Annotated in this window: 12 protein-coding genes; 5 read left to right on the top strand and 7 right to left on the bottom strand. The window is 66.6% G+C overall.

Annotated elements, in window-relative coordinates:
- Positions 1–366 (top strand): helix-turn-helix domain-containing protein (locus JYJ84_RS15450; protein WP_275890722.1); only part of this gene is annotated, 366 nt, incomplete at its 5' end.
- A gap of 32 nt (positions 367–398) precedes the next feature.
- Here JYJ84_RS15450 and JYJ84_RS15445 read toward each other — a convergent pair.
- Positions 399–1,019 carry an ABATE domain-containing protein gene (locus JYJ84_RS15445; protein WP_236027543.1) on the bottom strand — a complete coding sequence of 207 codons (621 nt, stop codon included), beginning with the start codon at positions 1,017–1,019 and terminating at the stop codon, positions 399–401.
- Positions 1,020–1,296: 277 nt separating this feature from the next.
- On the opposite strand from JYJ84_RS15445, the gene JYJ84_RS15435 reads away from it, so the two are divergent.
- The gene (locus JYJ84_RS15435; protein ID WP_122948260.1) at positions 1,297–1,680 is read left to right on the top strand and encodes a VOC family protein; all 384 of its coding nucleotides are present in this window, start codon (positions 1,297–1,299) and stop codon (positions 1,678–1,680) included.
- A 132-nt stretch (positions 1,681–1,812) separates the two neighbouring features.
- Here the strand turns inward: JYJ84_RS15435 and JYJ84_RS15430 are convergent, their stop codons facing one another.
- Positions 1,813–2,661: an ureidoglycolate lyase gene (locus JYJ84_RS15430; protein WP_122948261.1), complete on the bottom strand. Its 849-nt coding sequence runs from the start codon at positions 2,659–2,661 to the stop codon at positions 1,813–1,815.
- A 663-nt stretch (positions 2,662–3,324) separates the two neighbouring features.
- Here JYJ84_RS15430 and JYJ84_RS15425 point away from each other — a divergent pair.
- The gene (locus tag JYJ84_RS15425; RefSeq protein ID WP_122948262.1) at positions 3,325–4,146 is read left to right on the top strand and encodes an IclR family transcriptional regulator; all 822 of its coding nucleotides are present in this window, start codon (positions 3,325–3,327) and stop codon (positions 4,144–4,146) included.
- Positions 4,147–4,319: 173 nt separating this feature from the next.
- Positions 4,320–4,871 carry a hypothetical protein gene (locus tag JYJ84_RS15420; RefSeq protein WP_122948263.1) on the top strand — a complete coding sequence of 184 codons (552 nt, stop codon included), beginning with the start codon at positions 4,320–4,322 and terminating at the stop codon, positions 4,869–4,871.
- A 655-nt stretch (positions 4,872–5,526) separates the two neighbouring features.
- On the opposite strand, the gene JYJ84_RS15415 is transcribed toward JYJ84_RS15420, so the two are convergent.
- The 5 genes from JYJ84_RS15415 to JYJ84_RS15400 all read right to left on the bottom strand — a co-directional run bounded on the left by JYJ84_RS15415 (position 5,527) and on the right by JYJ84_RS15400 (position 11,286).
- Entirely contained in the window at positions 5,527–7,884 is a 2,358-nt protein-coding gene (locus JYJ84_RS15415) for a GNAT family N-acetyltransferase (protein WP_122948264.1), read from the bottom strand.
- Positions 7,885–8,488: 604 nt separating this feature from the next.
- A complete protein-coding gene (locus JYJ84_RS15410; RefSeq protein WP_122948265.1) occupies positions 8,489–8,788 on the bottom strand; it encodes an H-NS family nucleoid-associated regulatory protein in 300 nt (99 codons plus the stop codon).
- Between the two features lie 103 nt (positions 8,789–8,891).
- A complete protein-coding gene (locus JYJ84_RS37815) occupies positions 8,892–9,164 on the bottom strand; it encodes a hypothetical protein (protein ID WP_122948266.1) in 273 nt (90 codons plus the stop codon).
- Positions 9,165–9,225: 61 nt separating this feature from the next.
- On the bottom strand, positions 9,226–9,753 hold the full coding sequence (locus JYJ84_RS15405) for a BON domain-containing protein (RefSeq protein WP_122948267.1): 528 nt from the start codon (positions 9,751–9,753) through the stop codon (positions 9,226–9,228).
- A 54-nt stretch (positions 9,754–9,807) separates the two neighbouring features.
- Positions 9,808–11,286, bottom strand: coding sequence for a sigma-54-dependent Fis family transcriptional regulator (locus tag JYJ84_RS15400; protein WP_122948268.1), 1,479 nt, complete (start codon positions 11,284–11,286; stop codon positions 9,808–9,810).
- A gap of 316 nt (positions 11,287–11,602) precedes the next feature.
- Here JYJ84_RS15400 and JYJ84_RS15395 point away from each other — a divergent pair, with 316 nt between their 5' ends.
- A complete protein-coding gene (locus tag JYJ84_RS15395) occupies positions 11,603–13,006 on the top strand; it encodes a GntP family permease (RefSeq protein ID WP_122948269.1) in 1,404 nt (467 codons plus the stop codon).
- Positions 13,007–13,048 lie beyond the last annotated feature (42 nt).

The following is a 13,048-nucleotide window of genomic DNA, read 5'->3' as shown; positions in this document are numbered from 1 at the left end:
CGCGTGCTCGGCACGACGCAGGCTGCGCTCGCGCGCTACCGGTGGCCCGGCAACGTGCGCGAACTGCAGAACGTGATCGAGCGGATCGCGGTGGAGCTGGCCGAGGAAGCCGACGAAAACGATCCGGCCGCCGCGTGCGGCACGCTCGGTCCCGACGCGCTGCAGGCGATCGCGCCCGAGCTGTTCGCGGCGCCACCCGATACGGCCGACGCCGACGATGCGCAGACGCTGCACGCGCGCCGCCGTCGCGCGGAAGCCGACGAGATCCGCGCGGTACTCGACGCATGCGGCGGCGACCGCGACCGCGCATGCGCGATGCTCGGCATCAGCAAGACGACGCTGTGGCGGAAGTTGTCGGTGAAGTAGGGCCGGCTGCCGTGCAGTGACCGAGCCGACCGTCAGTCGGCCTTGTGATAGTGGCGATATGCCTTCGCGCGATTGCCGCACGACGACATCGAACACCAGCGGCGGCTGCCGTTCTTGCTGTCATCGATGAACAGCCACTGGCAGGCGTCGTTCGCGCAACGCTTGACCTTCGCGAGCCGCACACCGCCGAGCAGGTCGATCGCCGACCACAGTACCGGGCTCAGCAGCCCCGCGAGCGTTGCACCCGCCGCTCCAACCCGCCACACATAGCCGCCATCGATGCGTGCCAGCGCGACGCGCGGCGCCGCTTCCGCCAGAAAACCGCCGAGCAGGGCAAGATCGTCGGCCTGCGGCTCGCGCTGCTCGGCCTGCGCATGAAAGAGCCGGTACAGCGCCTCGCGCAATGCGAGCGCGCGCGCCAGCATCGCCGGTCCACCCGCCTCTTCGCCGCGCGCGCGGCACGCTTGCGCCAGGTCGGCCGGCACGCCGGCCTGCGCCCGACACCACGCCAGCAGGTCGTCCATCGAGCCGAAGGTTTCCGTCGGCGGATCGCTGCCACGCCAGTACAGCGTGTTCGCGAAATCGATGCTCAGGGTTTCGGGCGGCGCCGGAATCAGGCAGTCCATCGTGACGGAAGGTTGCGTATCGCTCATGTCCGGATCGTATCTAACCACCATGCCGGTTGACAAGCCCACGGGCGCTTCCTAACATAACCAGCATGGTAGTTATAAACAGGTTTGCTGCACTGACACCCGCCTCAGTTCAAGGAGCCACAGATGATCGATCGCCTTTCGTCCGGTGTTGTCCACAACGACCGCGGCCGCGCGTTCTACGACCGCACACTCGGCGCACTCCGCTACAAGCGGCTGGCATGGTGGTTATAAGCAGGATTGCCGCACCGACGTCCTTCTTCAGTCCAAGGAGCCACAGATGATCGATCACCTTTCGTTCGGTGTTGCACACATCGGCCGCAGCCGGACGTTCTACGACAGCACGCTCGGCGCGCTCGGCTACAAACGGCTGTACAGCGACGACGGCTCCATCGGGTACGGCACGACCGAACCGGAGCTGTGGTTGCAGCATGCGGCTCGCCCCATTGCCGCCGATCCCGAGTCGGGGCTGCACCTGTCGTTCAAGGCCGCATCGCCGGTTGAAGTCGACGCGTTCTACCGTGCCGCGCTCGAGCACGGCGGCCAGGACAACGGCGAGCCCGGCAAGCGCAAACACTACGGCCCCGGCTACTACGCGGCGTTCGTCGTCGATCCCGACGGCTATCGGCTGGAAGCGCACTGCGAACTCGACAACATCGTGTAATCGCGCTTGCGTACCTATGCCAAGGGCCCGATTCCGCGCAGTGCGGAATCGGGCCCTTGCCTTTGAACCATCGGTATCCGGCGCCCGACGACCGCCGGCGGCGGTCGTTCGACGGGATCGCCGGGTGCGCAGCTATCGCGCGTCGCGCGTGCGCTGCAGTTGCTCGCCGAGTCCTTCGACCCCGAGGCGCACCATCTGGCCGGCCTTGAGGAACACCGGCGACGGCTTGATGCCCATGCCCACACCCGGCGGCGTACCGGTCGTGATCACGTCGCCCGGCTGCAGCGTCATGCAGCGCGACAGATAGGCGATCAGCTGCGCGACGGTGAACACCATCGTGCGCGTGTTGCCGTTCTGATAGCGGTGGCCGTCGATTTCGAGCCACAGGTCGAGACGCTGCGGATCGGGCACCTCGTCGCGCGTGACGAGCCACGGGCCGATCGGGCCGAACGTGTCGAAGCCCTTGCCCTTGTCCCACTGGCCGCCGCGCTCGATCTGCCATTCACGCTCGGACACGTCGTTGACGACGCAGTAGCCCGCGACGTAATCGAGCGCGCGCGCTTCGTCGACGTCCTTGCAGGCCGCGCCGATCACCACACCCAGCTCGACTTCCCAGTCGGTCTTGACCGAGCCCTTCGGAATATCGATGCCGTCGTTCGGGCCGCAGATCGAACTCGTCCACTTGCCGAACACGACCGGCTCCTTCGGCACCGGCATGCCGGCTTCGGCCGCGTGATCGGCATAGTTCAGGCCGATGCCGATGAACTTGCCGACCTGCCCGACGCACGCGCCGATGCGCGGCTCGCCGGCCACCAGCGGCAGCGTGGCCGGATCGATCGCGCGCAGCCGCGCGAGACCCGCGTCGGACAGCACATCGCCGGACAGGTCCGGCACATGTGCGGACAGGTCGCGAATCCGGCCGTCCGCGTCGAGAATACCGGGCTTTTCCTGGCCGGACGGGCCATAGCGAAGCAGTTTCATCGTGCTCAACCTCTGTTGTCGAATGGGACAGGATACCGGCCGACGCGGCCCTTCACGGCCGCGCGCCGGACTGATTGTCGATCGTCGATTGCGCGCGTCGGCGCCGAATCCGGCATGCCGTTCGACGCGCGAGGGTCGCGCGGGCGCAGCGATCGTGGCGCCGCACAGAAGTACGGCGCACATCGAACGGGCAGCCGCCGGTCTGCGCATCGGCGACGACGGCCCGGCACCCGCGACATGGTCCGGCCCGTACCGGCCGGCTTCACGCGCGGCCGCACCGTCGCTGGCCCGCCAGCCTTTGTACCATCGGCCGCGCGCCGTGAAATGACCCGCGACGGATACCGACTATTGGTGCGCCCGCCGACGCTGCGGCGCAGCATCGCGGACGGTGCCGCCCGCCCTTTCCTTTCGAAAACCTTGAACCGGTGCCACCTGTCATGAATACCGGGTATTCGGGGCTTCCCTGTCATCCTGAAAGCGAATTGATCCGTTCTTATCTGGTAACGATCGGTAAAAAGACGCTGCATTGCACACTAAATGTTTGTTGTTAAGCTCAAACGGATGGCGTTCGTCGCCACACGCGGGCTCGACACAAGCGTGTTGCAGAATCGGTCAGCGTGCGTCGCCAATCGATCGACAGTCACCCCCAACTTCACACCGACAATGCAAACAACCAACGACCTGATTCCCGGCTGCGACGCTCGGGAATCGATGGGCGCAATCGACCGCTATCGCGCACCCGCGCTCGACAAGGGTCTCGATATTCTCGAACTCCTGTCGGAGCAGAAAGAAGGCCTTACCCGCACCGAAATCACGAAGGAACTCGGCCGCAACGCGAGCGAGATCTACCGGATGCTCGAACGCCTCGTCGCGCGCCGCTACGTGATGCGCTCGACCGGGGGCGATCGCTACACGCTCAGCCTCAAGCTGTTCTCGCTCGCGCATCGGCATCCGCCGATGAGCCGGCTGATCGCCGAAGCCTTGCCGCTGATGCAGCGCTTCGCCGACGCCTCCGAGCAGTCGTGCCACCTGTCCGTCTACGATCGCGGCAATCTGCTCGTGATCGCGCAGGTCGACGGGCCCGGCTCGTGGGGCGTCTCGGTCCGGCTCGGCTCGCGCGTCGGGCTCGCCGATTCGGCATCGGGGCGCGTGATGCTGTCGTTCCAGGGTGCCGAGCAGCGCGCGCACATGCTCGCCGAGCATCGCAAGGTCAAAGGCGAAGCGCCGCTGAACGAGCAGGAACTCGCGTATGCGTGCCAGTCCATCCGGCAGACCGGCTTCCTGCGCCAGGACAGCCGCCAGGCCTACGGTGTGACCGACCTGACCGCGCCGATCCTCGGGCCGTCCAGCCATGCGATCGCGGTGCTGACGTGCCCGTACATGCGCCGGATCGATGCGCACATGGCACCGTCCGTCGACACGGTCGTCGAAGGGTTGCGCGACACGGCCGCCCTTCTGTCGATGAGCCGCGACGAGACCTGCTGACGCGCAGGCCCGGCGGAGCGCACCGGATACGGCGCCATTGCGTCGGCCCCGGTCGCGCGCAACACCGGTGCGCGACGCGGCGCACGGTGCCAGATCGTGCGCCCTCCGCGCTACGCTAAAATAGCGGCCCTCTCAAAAACTACGGCGGCCGGTTGTCGCGGCCGTCGTGTCCGATGGATGTCATGGCCAAACTTCTGAACGATCAAGAATTCCAGCGTTTCTCCGAACTTCAGCAGAAGCAGGCAAGCTTCACGATCACGCCCGAAGAGGCGGACGAGCTGCGCGATATCGTCGCGCGCGCACAGAAGAAGCGCGACGATCGTGCCACCGCAATGCAGACGATCGAGAACTACATCGAGCAGTTCGACATCACGCCCGACGAGCTGTTTTCGCCCGACCAGATCGGCGACGCGGCCCGCACCTACGGGCTTATCACCGCGACCAAGAAGGAACGCACGCTGCCGCCGTCGATCACGTTCAACGGCAAGCCGTACCAGTGGACCAAGACGCTTCCGGACGACGTGCGCGGTGCGCTGTTCGACGCGTTCACGTCCGGCGAATCGGTCAAGCGCTTCATCGCGATGCCGAAGGACACCGCGCGCTGCGCATTGACGATCGCCCGCCTCGAGCGCGAAACCGGCGCCGTCTATGCCGATCCGCACCTCGAGGAACTCGCGATTTCGCGCGATCAGGTGAACGACGCGGCGTCGAAACTCGCTGCCTGAAGGTAACCGCGGGCACGGTTCATGCGTGCCCGCCCCACTGCGTGACGCCGGCCCTGGCCGGCGCTGCGCGGATGGGAGCCGTGCGTCCGGATGCTCCCGAAAAGTCTCACCTTGGCATCCCGCAAGCACTCACCTGTGCCTCCCGAAAAAGCTCACCAAGGCTCCTGGAAAGCCTCACCCAAGCCTCCCGGATGTCCTCACCGACACCTCCCGCAGATCCTCACCGAGGCGCCCCGGAAAGGCTCACCGACGCCTCCCGCAGAGTCTCACCAGCCACTCCCGGGAAGGCTCACCAAGCGCTCCCGTATCGACTCACCACCCCCTTCCCGGATAAGCTCACCAGCAGATCCCGAAAAGTCTCACCTTTTGGGAAAATTCGAATTTTCGAGGCTGGAACGCGGCGGTCAATGCGTGTGGACACCTTGCAGAAAACAGCGACGCGGGATGGATATCGCGGCAAGCGGCACACGTCTCGCAGCGCCATATGAGCGTCGATATTTCCGTCGCGAACAGACGCCGGCACGTTCGTGGTTGCTTCGCTCGCGAGACAGGCTCAAATGCTCTGCATTCCTGACGGTAAACATCCGCAACGTGCCGGGAGGCCGGAGACGTCCACGGCATGCAACGTCTCCGCGCGCCGGGGTGCCGGCAGACGCTACGGCTGCAGCTTCATCCTGAAACCCACGACGCCGGGCTCCTCCGTCGTCGACACGGCAAAACCGCACGACTTCGCCAGCGAGATCATCGCCGAGTTCTCGCGCAGCGCCTCGCCGATCATCCATGCGGTTCCGCGCGAGCGCGCATAGTCGATGATCCGGGCCATCATCAGCCGGCCAAGCCCCTTGCCCTTCTGATCGGGTCGTACCGCGATCGCGAACTCCGCCGTCTCGTTGTCGGGATCCGCAACCGCGCGCGCGACCGCAAGCGTGTGATCCCGCCCGGACACATCGGTGAACGACACGATGAAGGCCATCTCACGGTCGTAATCGATCTGCGTCATGCGCGCCACCTGCGAATGATCGAAGCTGCGCACCGCGCCGAAGAAACGCATCCGCAAATCGTCCGGCGTCATCGCGCCGAGCAGTTCATTGTGCGCGGCCTCGTCTTCCGGACGGATCGGGCGGATCGTCACCGTCTCGCCGCGCCACTCGAGCGTCTGCTCGAGGTGGCGCGGATACGGCATGATCGCGAGCCGGCTGCGCCCCGCGGCCAGCGTGATGCGCGGCGCAATCACCTGCGCGCGGTCGGCCCGCACGCGCAGCGTGACCGACATCGCAACGACTTCGCGCACGTCGCAGACGACCTGCGACAGTGCCGTCAGCGCGTCGAGTGTCGGCTCGATGGGCGTGCTGCGCGCATACGGCGAGCGCTCCATCACCGCGCGAGCGAGCACGGAGTTCAGCGGCGGCAGGCCATAGACGACGAACGGCGCCGATACGCCGTCCGCAGGCGGCACGGCATAGCGAAACACCGGGCCGAAGTTCGAATCGTCGTACATGTCGACCGTGACATCGACGACTTTCGTGCCGGCCGGCTCGACGGCCGGCTCGCCCTGCAGGCCGAAATGCGACAGCCAGCGCAGCGCGGCTTCACCGGTCAGCTCGTGCTGGCCCGCTTCGACCATCCGGCGCGCGTCGCCCTGTGCGGATGCCACGCACTCGGCCGGCTGCGGCGGCGTGCCCTCGGGCGTTTGCATCAGCAGTTGCCGCCCGAGGCTGTAGTCGACGAGACGCGCATACGCGCGCGCGAGCCGCTGCGGCGTGGTGTGCACGGGAATGCCGTTCGCGTGCAGTGCATCGCGCGTCGCCGCATCGACCGCGCCGAAGAAACACGCGAGGATGCCGCGATGCGCATGCTGCCGCGCTTCGATCAGCGTGTGCGCAACCGCATCGGCCGGCGCGCTGTGTGAGGTCGAATGGACGACGAACAGCGTGCCTGTTTGCGGGAACGGCGCGAGCGCCTTGATCGCCGCCGCAAAATGCTCGGGGCGCGCATCGTCGCCCAGCGTCAGCGGATTGCCGGGCGACGCGAGATGCGGCAGCGCGGCCGACACGGCCGACGTGGCCGCGGGTGACCAGTCGGCCAGCACGTCGCGCACCTCGGCCACCGCATCGACCGCGAGTTTCGCGACGCCCGCATCGCTCGTGACGAGCGTGGCCGCGCCGCGCGCGGTGACGCGGCCGACGCCGAGCGTCTCGATCTCGTCGAGCAGATCGTCGAGCGCATCGACACGCACCATCCCCGCGCGCTGGAACGCCGCCGTATAGAGCGCGTCGCCGGGATCCGCGCGGCCGGTGCGCAATGCGAGCACCGGCTTGTTGCGCGCCGCCGCGCGCGCGGCCGACATGAACTTGCGCGCGGCGCGCACGGTATCGAGTTCGAGCAGGATCGCGCGCGTGCCGGGATCGCTCGCGAGATAGTCGAGCACGTCGCCCGCATCGACGTCGGACTCGCCGCCGAGCGCGACGACATGCGAAAAACCGAGGCCCCGCGCATCGGCCCAGCCGAGCACCGCGTTCGTCAGCGCATTCGATTGCGACACCCACGCGACGCCGCCCGACCGCACCGTATAGGCCGGCGCACCGAAATGCGCATGCCGCGCAGGCGACAGCACGCCGAGGCTGCCCGGCCCGACGATACGAAGCACGAACGGCTTCGCCGCCTTCAGCGTGCGATCGAGTGCGGCGCGATCGGCGTCCGTGCGCGCCTCGCCGACGATCACCGCGACGCGCGTGCCGAGCTCGCCCAGCTTGCGCACGATGCCGGCCCAGGTTGCGGGCGGCGTACAGATCACGGCAACCGACGGCGGCGCGGGCAGCCGGTCGACATCGGACACGACCGCATGCCCGTGCAGGTCACGATACTTCGGATTGACGGGCCACACGGGCCCCTGGAATGCGCCGTCGAGCACGCGCGACCACACCATCGCGCCGATACTGCCCACGCGCGACGACGCGCCGACGACCGCAACGGACTTGGGCTGGAACAACGCATCGAGATGGCGAACGGTCACATCGGCTCCCTGCGGTAACGAAAGACGACTCGATCGGCATGCGGCACGGACAGGCCATGCGCCGATCGACGCGAACCCCAAGCATAGGCGAAGCGCATGCGGCTGCCTATATGCCGAACGGTCGACTATTCGACACGCATCAACGCTCGCACCATGGGCCTGCAACATGAGCACGACCCGACATCGCCGCGCACCGGCCGAGCCCATTCGCTCGGCGCTCGCGGCGCAGGCATGCGGCGCGACGCCGCGGCCGCTTCGTCAAAGGTGAGGATTTACAGGAGCTATGGTGAGTATCTTCGGGAATTGCACGGCGCCCTCCACAAACACGCGAGCGGTGATCGGAATTCACGGCACGCGTGCACCGCGAGAATCGCGCAGGCCGATGCGCATGTGCTGCGCAATTGCAGGTGTGTTTACCGGAATTCGCCGCGATATGCCGTCGAATCGCGGCGAATTCGCAAAACGGCATACGTTCATTGCGCGGTGTCGCAGTTCAATACACCGTAGGGAATCGCACCGGGAATGCACAAAAACAAAACGGTGCGACGGCCGCATGGCCGTTCGCACCGTCAGTCAGCACGCGAAAGGTGAGGTTTTTCGGGAGTCAGTCCTTGATCAGGAAACGCGCGCGGTTCTTGCCAAGCCACGTCGGCGACCGCCCGCGGCCACTCCAGGTTTCGCCCGTCTTCGGGTTCAGGTATTTCGGCGGCGACGTACGCTTCGGCTTCGCTGTGGCAGCGGCCGCTCCTGCCGGACGAAACCCGAGTTCTTCCGGCGTAATGTCGTATTCCTCGATTTTCGCGCGGATATCGGCAATCGCATCGGCAATCGCCTTTTCGCGTTCCTTGTCGATCTTTTCCTGAAGCCGTTCGAGCTGCGCGGTCAGTTGTCTGTAGGTCGCCATATGGATGGGACTCCGTGAGGGTTATTCGTGAAAAATAGATGACTCTCAGCCAACAGAAAAACGCTTCGCCCGATCGTGGTCTCCCCAGCCGGTTATCTCGGGATCAATAACCGCTCTTCTTCTTGCATGCGAAGAGAAGATTTCGCGTGGTGTCATCGCTCGATTGCTGAAGCACGTCGAAATCCCCGTTGCAGATCGCCCGGGCATTGTCCGTGCAATTGCTCCAGTCACGGCCGGTGCATTGCACCTGTGTAGTCGGGCGCCCGTCCGAAGTGAACAGCGGCGCGGCACCGCCACACCCGCCGAGCCCCGTAACCAGAGCCACCACGACGGCCGCCCGAGGCCACCGACAGACCGACGCAAGCATGTGTTTCATTGTTCTTCCCGTCAACCTTTTTTTGAATGTCGCGAGTATGCCATGCGCGGCCCTTCCGCCGTCAGTTCGGCGTGCGGCCCGGTTGCCCGCGCGCCTTGTACGGCAGGCTCTTGCGCGGATCGTCGGTGATGCGAACGAATACCTGCTCGACGTCCGGAAGCGCCTCGAGTTCGCGTTGCAACGCCTGGCGATCGAACGCCGTATCGGCACATCCTTCGACGTAAATGAAACGCCGCTGCACGGTGATCCACAGGCTCGTGCCATGCAACCGATCGGAGCCGGCGAAGTGCGTCTTCACCGCGTCGGCGATCGGTGCGTCATACAGATACGAGTTCGGCTTCGAGCAGCGGTGCGCGAGCCAGCAGGTGGTGCCGCGTTCCGCCCGGTAATGCGCATCGTCCGTCATCTCGGCCCGGGTCATCCACGGGCCGAGCGGCAACGGGCATTCGGCCACGTCCTGCGACAGCGCGATGAACGGATCGTTGTACCAGTTGCGCCGCGCCTCGGGCGCGTCGACGTCGCCCGACTGCGCGAGCGCAGTGGTCGCCAGCACCATCGTCAGCCACCCTGCGATGCCGATCTGCTTCATCGTGATCTCCTGTTCGATGCGTCACGTCCGACCGCGTCGGCTGTGCCGATCGGCCTACCGGTCGATGCCCAGCGCCGCCAGCTTCTTGTACAGCGTCGCGCGGCCGATCCCGATGCGCGCGGCCGCTTCCACCACCTTCCCGTCGCAGGCCGCCAGCGCATCGGTCAGGAACTGGCGCTCCCACGCAGCCAACGCGTCGGCATACGAAGCGGCCGACGCAGCAGGCACCTCGCCCGCCCGCCGCTCGGCCGGCGCTACGGCTGCCCGCTGCGCCGATGCGGCGCCGTCCGTCGATACACGCACCGGCCCAAGGAACGGCGCGAGTGCACGCGCGTCGATCACCGACCGATCCGACAGCATCAGCGCGCGTTCAAGTGTATTGCGCAGCTCGCGCACGTTGCCCGGCCACGGATACGTACACAGCATCCGCAGCGCATCGTCGGTCAGCTCGCAATGGGCGGCGCGCCCGTGCTGCGCGGCCAGTTCCTCGAGCGTCGCGTAGACGAGCGCCGCGATGTCGGACGCGCGCTCGCGCAGCGGCGGCGCGTGGATCGTCAGCACGTTCAGCCGGTAATAGAGATCCGCGCGAAAACGCCCGGCCGCGACCAGCGCCGGCAGGTCGGCGCTCGTGGCAGCGATGATCCGGACGTCCGCGCGTACGATCCGGTTCGAACCGACCGGCTCGAATTCCTTGTCTTGCAGCACGCGCAGCAGCTTGCCCTGCAGCGGCAGCGGCATGTCGCCGATCTCGTCGAGAAACAGCGTGCCGCGATCGGCCAGCTCGAACTTGCCGACGCGCCCCTTGCGATCGGCACCCGTGTACGCGCCGGGCGCCGCGCCGAAGAATTCGGTTTCGAGCAGCGTGTCGGGAATCGCGGCGACGTTGACGGTCACGAGCGGCTGGAGTGCACGCGCCGACGCCGCGTGGATCGCATGCGCGAGCAGTTCCTTGCCGGTGCCCGTCTCGCCGAGCAGCAGCACCGGCGAATCGACCTGCGCGGCGCGACGTGCCTGGCGCTTGGTTTCGAGGCTCGCGGCGCTCGTGCCGACGAAGCTCGCGAACGTGTATTTCGCGCGGCGCGCCTGCGCGAGCGAACGCTGCGTCGCGATCAGTTGCTGCTGAAGCTGCGCGTAGCGGGAAAAAATCGGCGTGAGCGTCTTCAACTGGTCGAACAGCGCGAAACCGATCGCGCCGACCGTTTCGCCGGCCTCGTTCTTCAGTGGCAAGCGCGTGACGACGAGCGGCTCGCGGCCCGTCTCCATGATGTCGAGCAGGATCGGCTGCCCGGTCGACACGACCTCGCGCATCAGGCTGTTCGGGATCACGGCCTCGCAGTCGAGGCCGACGGCCTGCTGCGGATCGGCGAAACCGAAGCGCGCCGCGTACCGCTCGTTCATCCACACGACGCGCGCATCGCGATCGACGACCACCGTGCCCGCGCTCGAATCCTCGAAGGTCCGAAACAGCGACTCGGCGGCGCGCCGCAGCACGTCGCCGTAGTTGACGGGCAGGCGGGCCCAGTCGTTCATCATCGTGTCTTCGTCTCCGTGTATTTTCGACCGGTTGTCTCCGGATCGAGACGGATTATCTCACTTCGGAGACACGCCGCGATGCGTTGTCCGGGAAAGCCCTGCCCGATTCCACGGGCTGGCCGGACGGCCATTTCGTCTCCGGATGGAGACGTTTTATGTAGAATCGTCAGACAACGACCGGCGCGGGCCCCCCGGTCTCCGGCGGACCCATGTCCGGCGGCGCAATCCGGCCGATGGCACGAAACCTGCACGAACCTGAGCCGGTCCGCGGCGCATCGCGCGATCGAACAACAACCAAAGCCATTAGGAGACTCCCTTGTCTTTCGTGATCGTCCTCGCCGCGCTGGCGTTCCTGATGTTTGCCGCGTATCGCGGCTACAGCGTGATCCTGTTCGCGCCGATCGCCGCGCTCGGCGCGGTGCTCCTGACCGACCCCGCCGCCGTCGCCCCGGTCTTCTCCGGCATCTTCATGGAGAAGATGGTCGGCTTCGTCAAACTGTATTTCCCGGTGTTCATGCTGGGCGCGGTGTTCGGCAAGGTGATCGAACTCTCCGGGTTCTCCGAGTCGATCGTCCACGCAGCCATCCGCTACATCGGCCGCTCGCGTGCGAATGCGGTGATCGTCGCGGTGTGCGCGCTGCTCACCTATGGTGGCGTGTCGCTGTTCGTCGTGGTGTTCGCGGTCTATCCGTTCGCGGCCGAGCTCTATCGCCAGAGCAACATTCCGAAACGATTGATGCCCGGCGCGATCGCGCTCGGCGCGTTCTCGTTCACGATGGATTCGCTGCCCGGCACGCCGCAGATCCAGAACATCATCCCGACCACGTTCTTCAAGACGACCGCGTGGGCCGCACCGGCGCTCGGCACGATCGGCTCGCTGTTCATCATCGTCGTCGGCCTCAGCTACCTGGAATGGCGCCGCCGCTCGGCGATGGCGAAGGGCGAAGGCTACGGCACGTCGCTCGTCAACGAGCCGGAACGCGTCGAGACGACGTCGCTGCCGAATCCCGCACTCGCGATCCTGCCGCTGATCCTCGTCGGCGTGTCGAACTTCGCGTTCACGAAGCTGATCCCGCAGTGGTACGGCGCCGCGTCGTACACGGTCGCGCCGGACGTGCTGCCGGGCGTGCACGCGCCGGTCACGGCGTCGATCAAGACGGTCGTCGCGATCTGGTCGGTCGAGGCCGCGCTGCTGCTCGGCATCGTGCTGGTGGTGCTGACCGCGTTCAAGCGCGTCAGCGATCGCTTCGCGGCCGGCTCGAAGGCCGCCGTCGGCGGCGCGCTGCTCGCCGCGATGAACACCGCGTCGGAATACGGCTTCGGTGGCGTGATCGCCGCACTGCCGGGCTTCCTGGTCGTGGGCGATGCGCTGAAGAGCATTCCGAACCCGCTCGTCAACGCGGCCGTGTCGGTCAGCTCGCTCGCCGGCATCACGGGCTCGGCGTCGGGCGGCATGAGCATCGCGCTCGCCGCGATGTCGGATCTGTTCATCAAGGGTGCGCAGGTCGCCAATATCCCGCTGGACGTGCTGCACCGGGTCGTCGCGATGGCGAGCGGCGGCATGGACACGCTGCCGCACAACGGCGCGGTGATCACGCTGCTCGCGGTCACGGGCCTCACGCACCGCGAGTCGTATCGCGACATCTTCGCGGTCACGATCATCAAGACGCTCGCCGTGTTCTTCGTGATCGCCGTGTACTACACGACGGGGCTCGTGTAACACCCTCCGCGGGGGGCCGGGTGCCGGCCGCCCCCCCCCCGC

Source organism: Burkholderia sp. LMG 13014, assembly GCF_905232215.1.
GTDB lineage: Bacteria > Pseudomonadota > Gammaproteobacteria > Burkholderiales > Burkholderiaceae > Burkholderia.
The sequence above is the reverse complement of the archived record's forward strand: the minus strand, read 5'-3'. Positions and strand labels throughout refer to the sequence as shown.

Coding starts and splice junctions, on each gene's coding strand:
- JYJ84_RS15430 (WP_122948261.1), bottom strand. CDS start 2,661: ATGAAACTGCTTCGCTATGGCCCGTCCGGCCAGGAAAAGCCCGGTATT.
- JYJ84_RS15405 (WP_122948267.1), bottom strand. CDS start 9,753: ATGAAGCAGATCGGCATCGCAGGGTGGCTGACGATGGTGCTGGCGACC.
- JYJ84_RS15400 (WP_122948268.1), bottom strand. CDS start 11,286: ATGATGAACGACTGGGCCCGCCTGCCCGTCAACTACGGCGACGTGCTG.
- JYJ84_RS15435 (WP_122948260.1), top strand. CDS start 1,297: ATGATCGATCACCTTTCGTTCGGTGTTGCACACATCGGCCGCAGCCGG.
- JYJ84_RS15425 (WP_122948262.1), top strand. CDS start 3,325: ATGCAAACAACCAACGACCTGATTCCCGGCTGCGACGCTCGGGAATCG.
- JYJ84_RS15410 (WP_122948265.1), bottom strand. CDS start 8,788: ATGGCGACCTACAGACAACTGACCGCGCAGCTCGAACGGCTTCAGGAA.
- JYJ84_RS15445 (WP_236027543.1), bottom strand. CDS start 1,019: ATGAGCGATACGCAACCTTCCGTCACGATGGACTGCCTGATTCCGGCG.
- JYJ84_RS15420 (WP_122948263.1), top strand. CDS start 4,320: ATGGATGTCATGGCCAAACTTCTGAACGATCAAGAATTCCAGCGTTTC.
- JYJ84_RS37815 (WP_122948266.1), bottom strand. CDS start 9,164: ATGAAACACATGCTTGCGTCGGTCTGTCGGTGGCCTCGGGCGGCCGTC.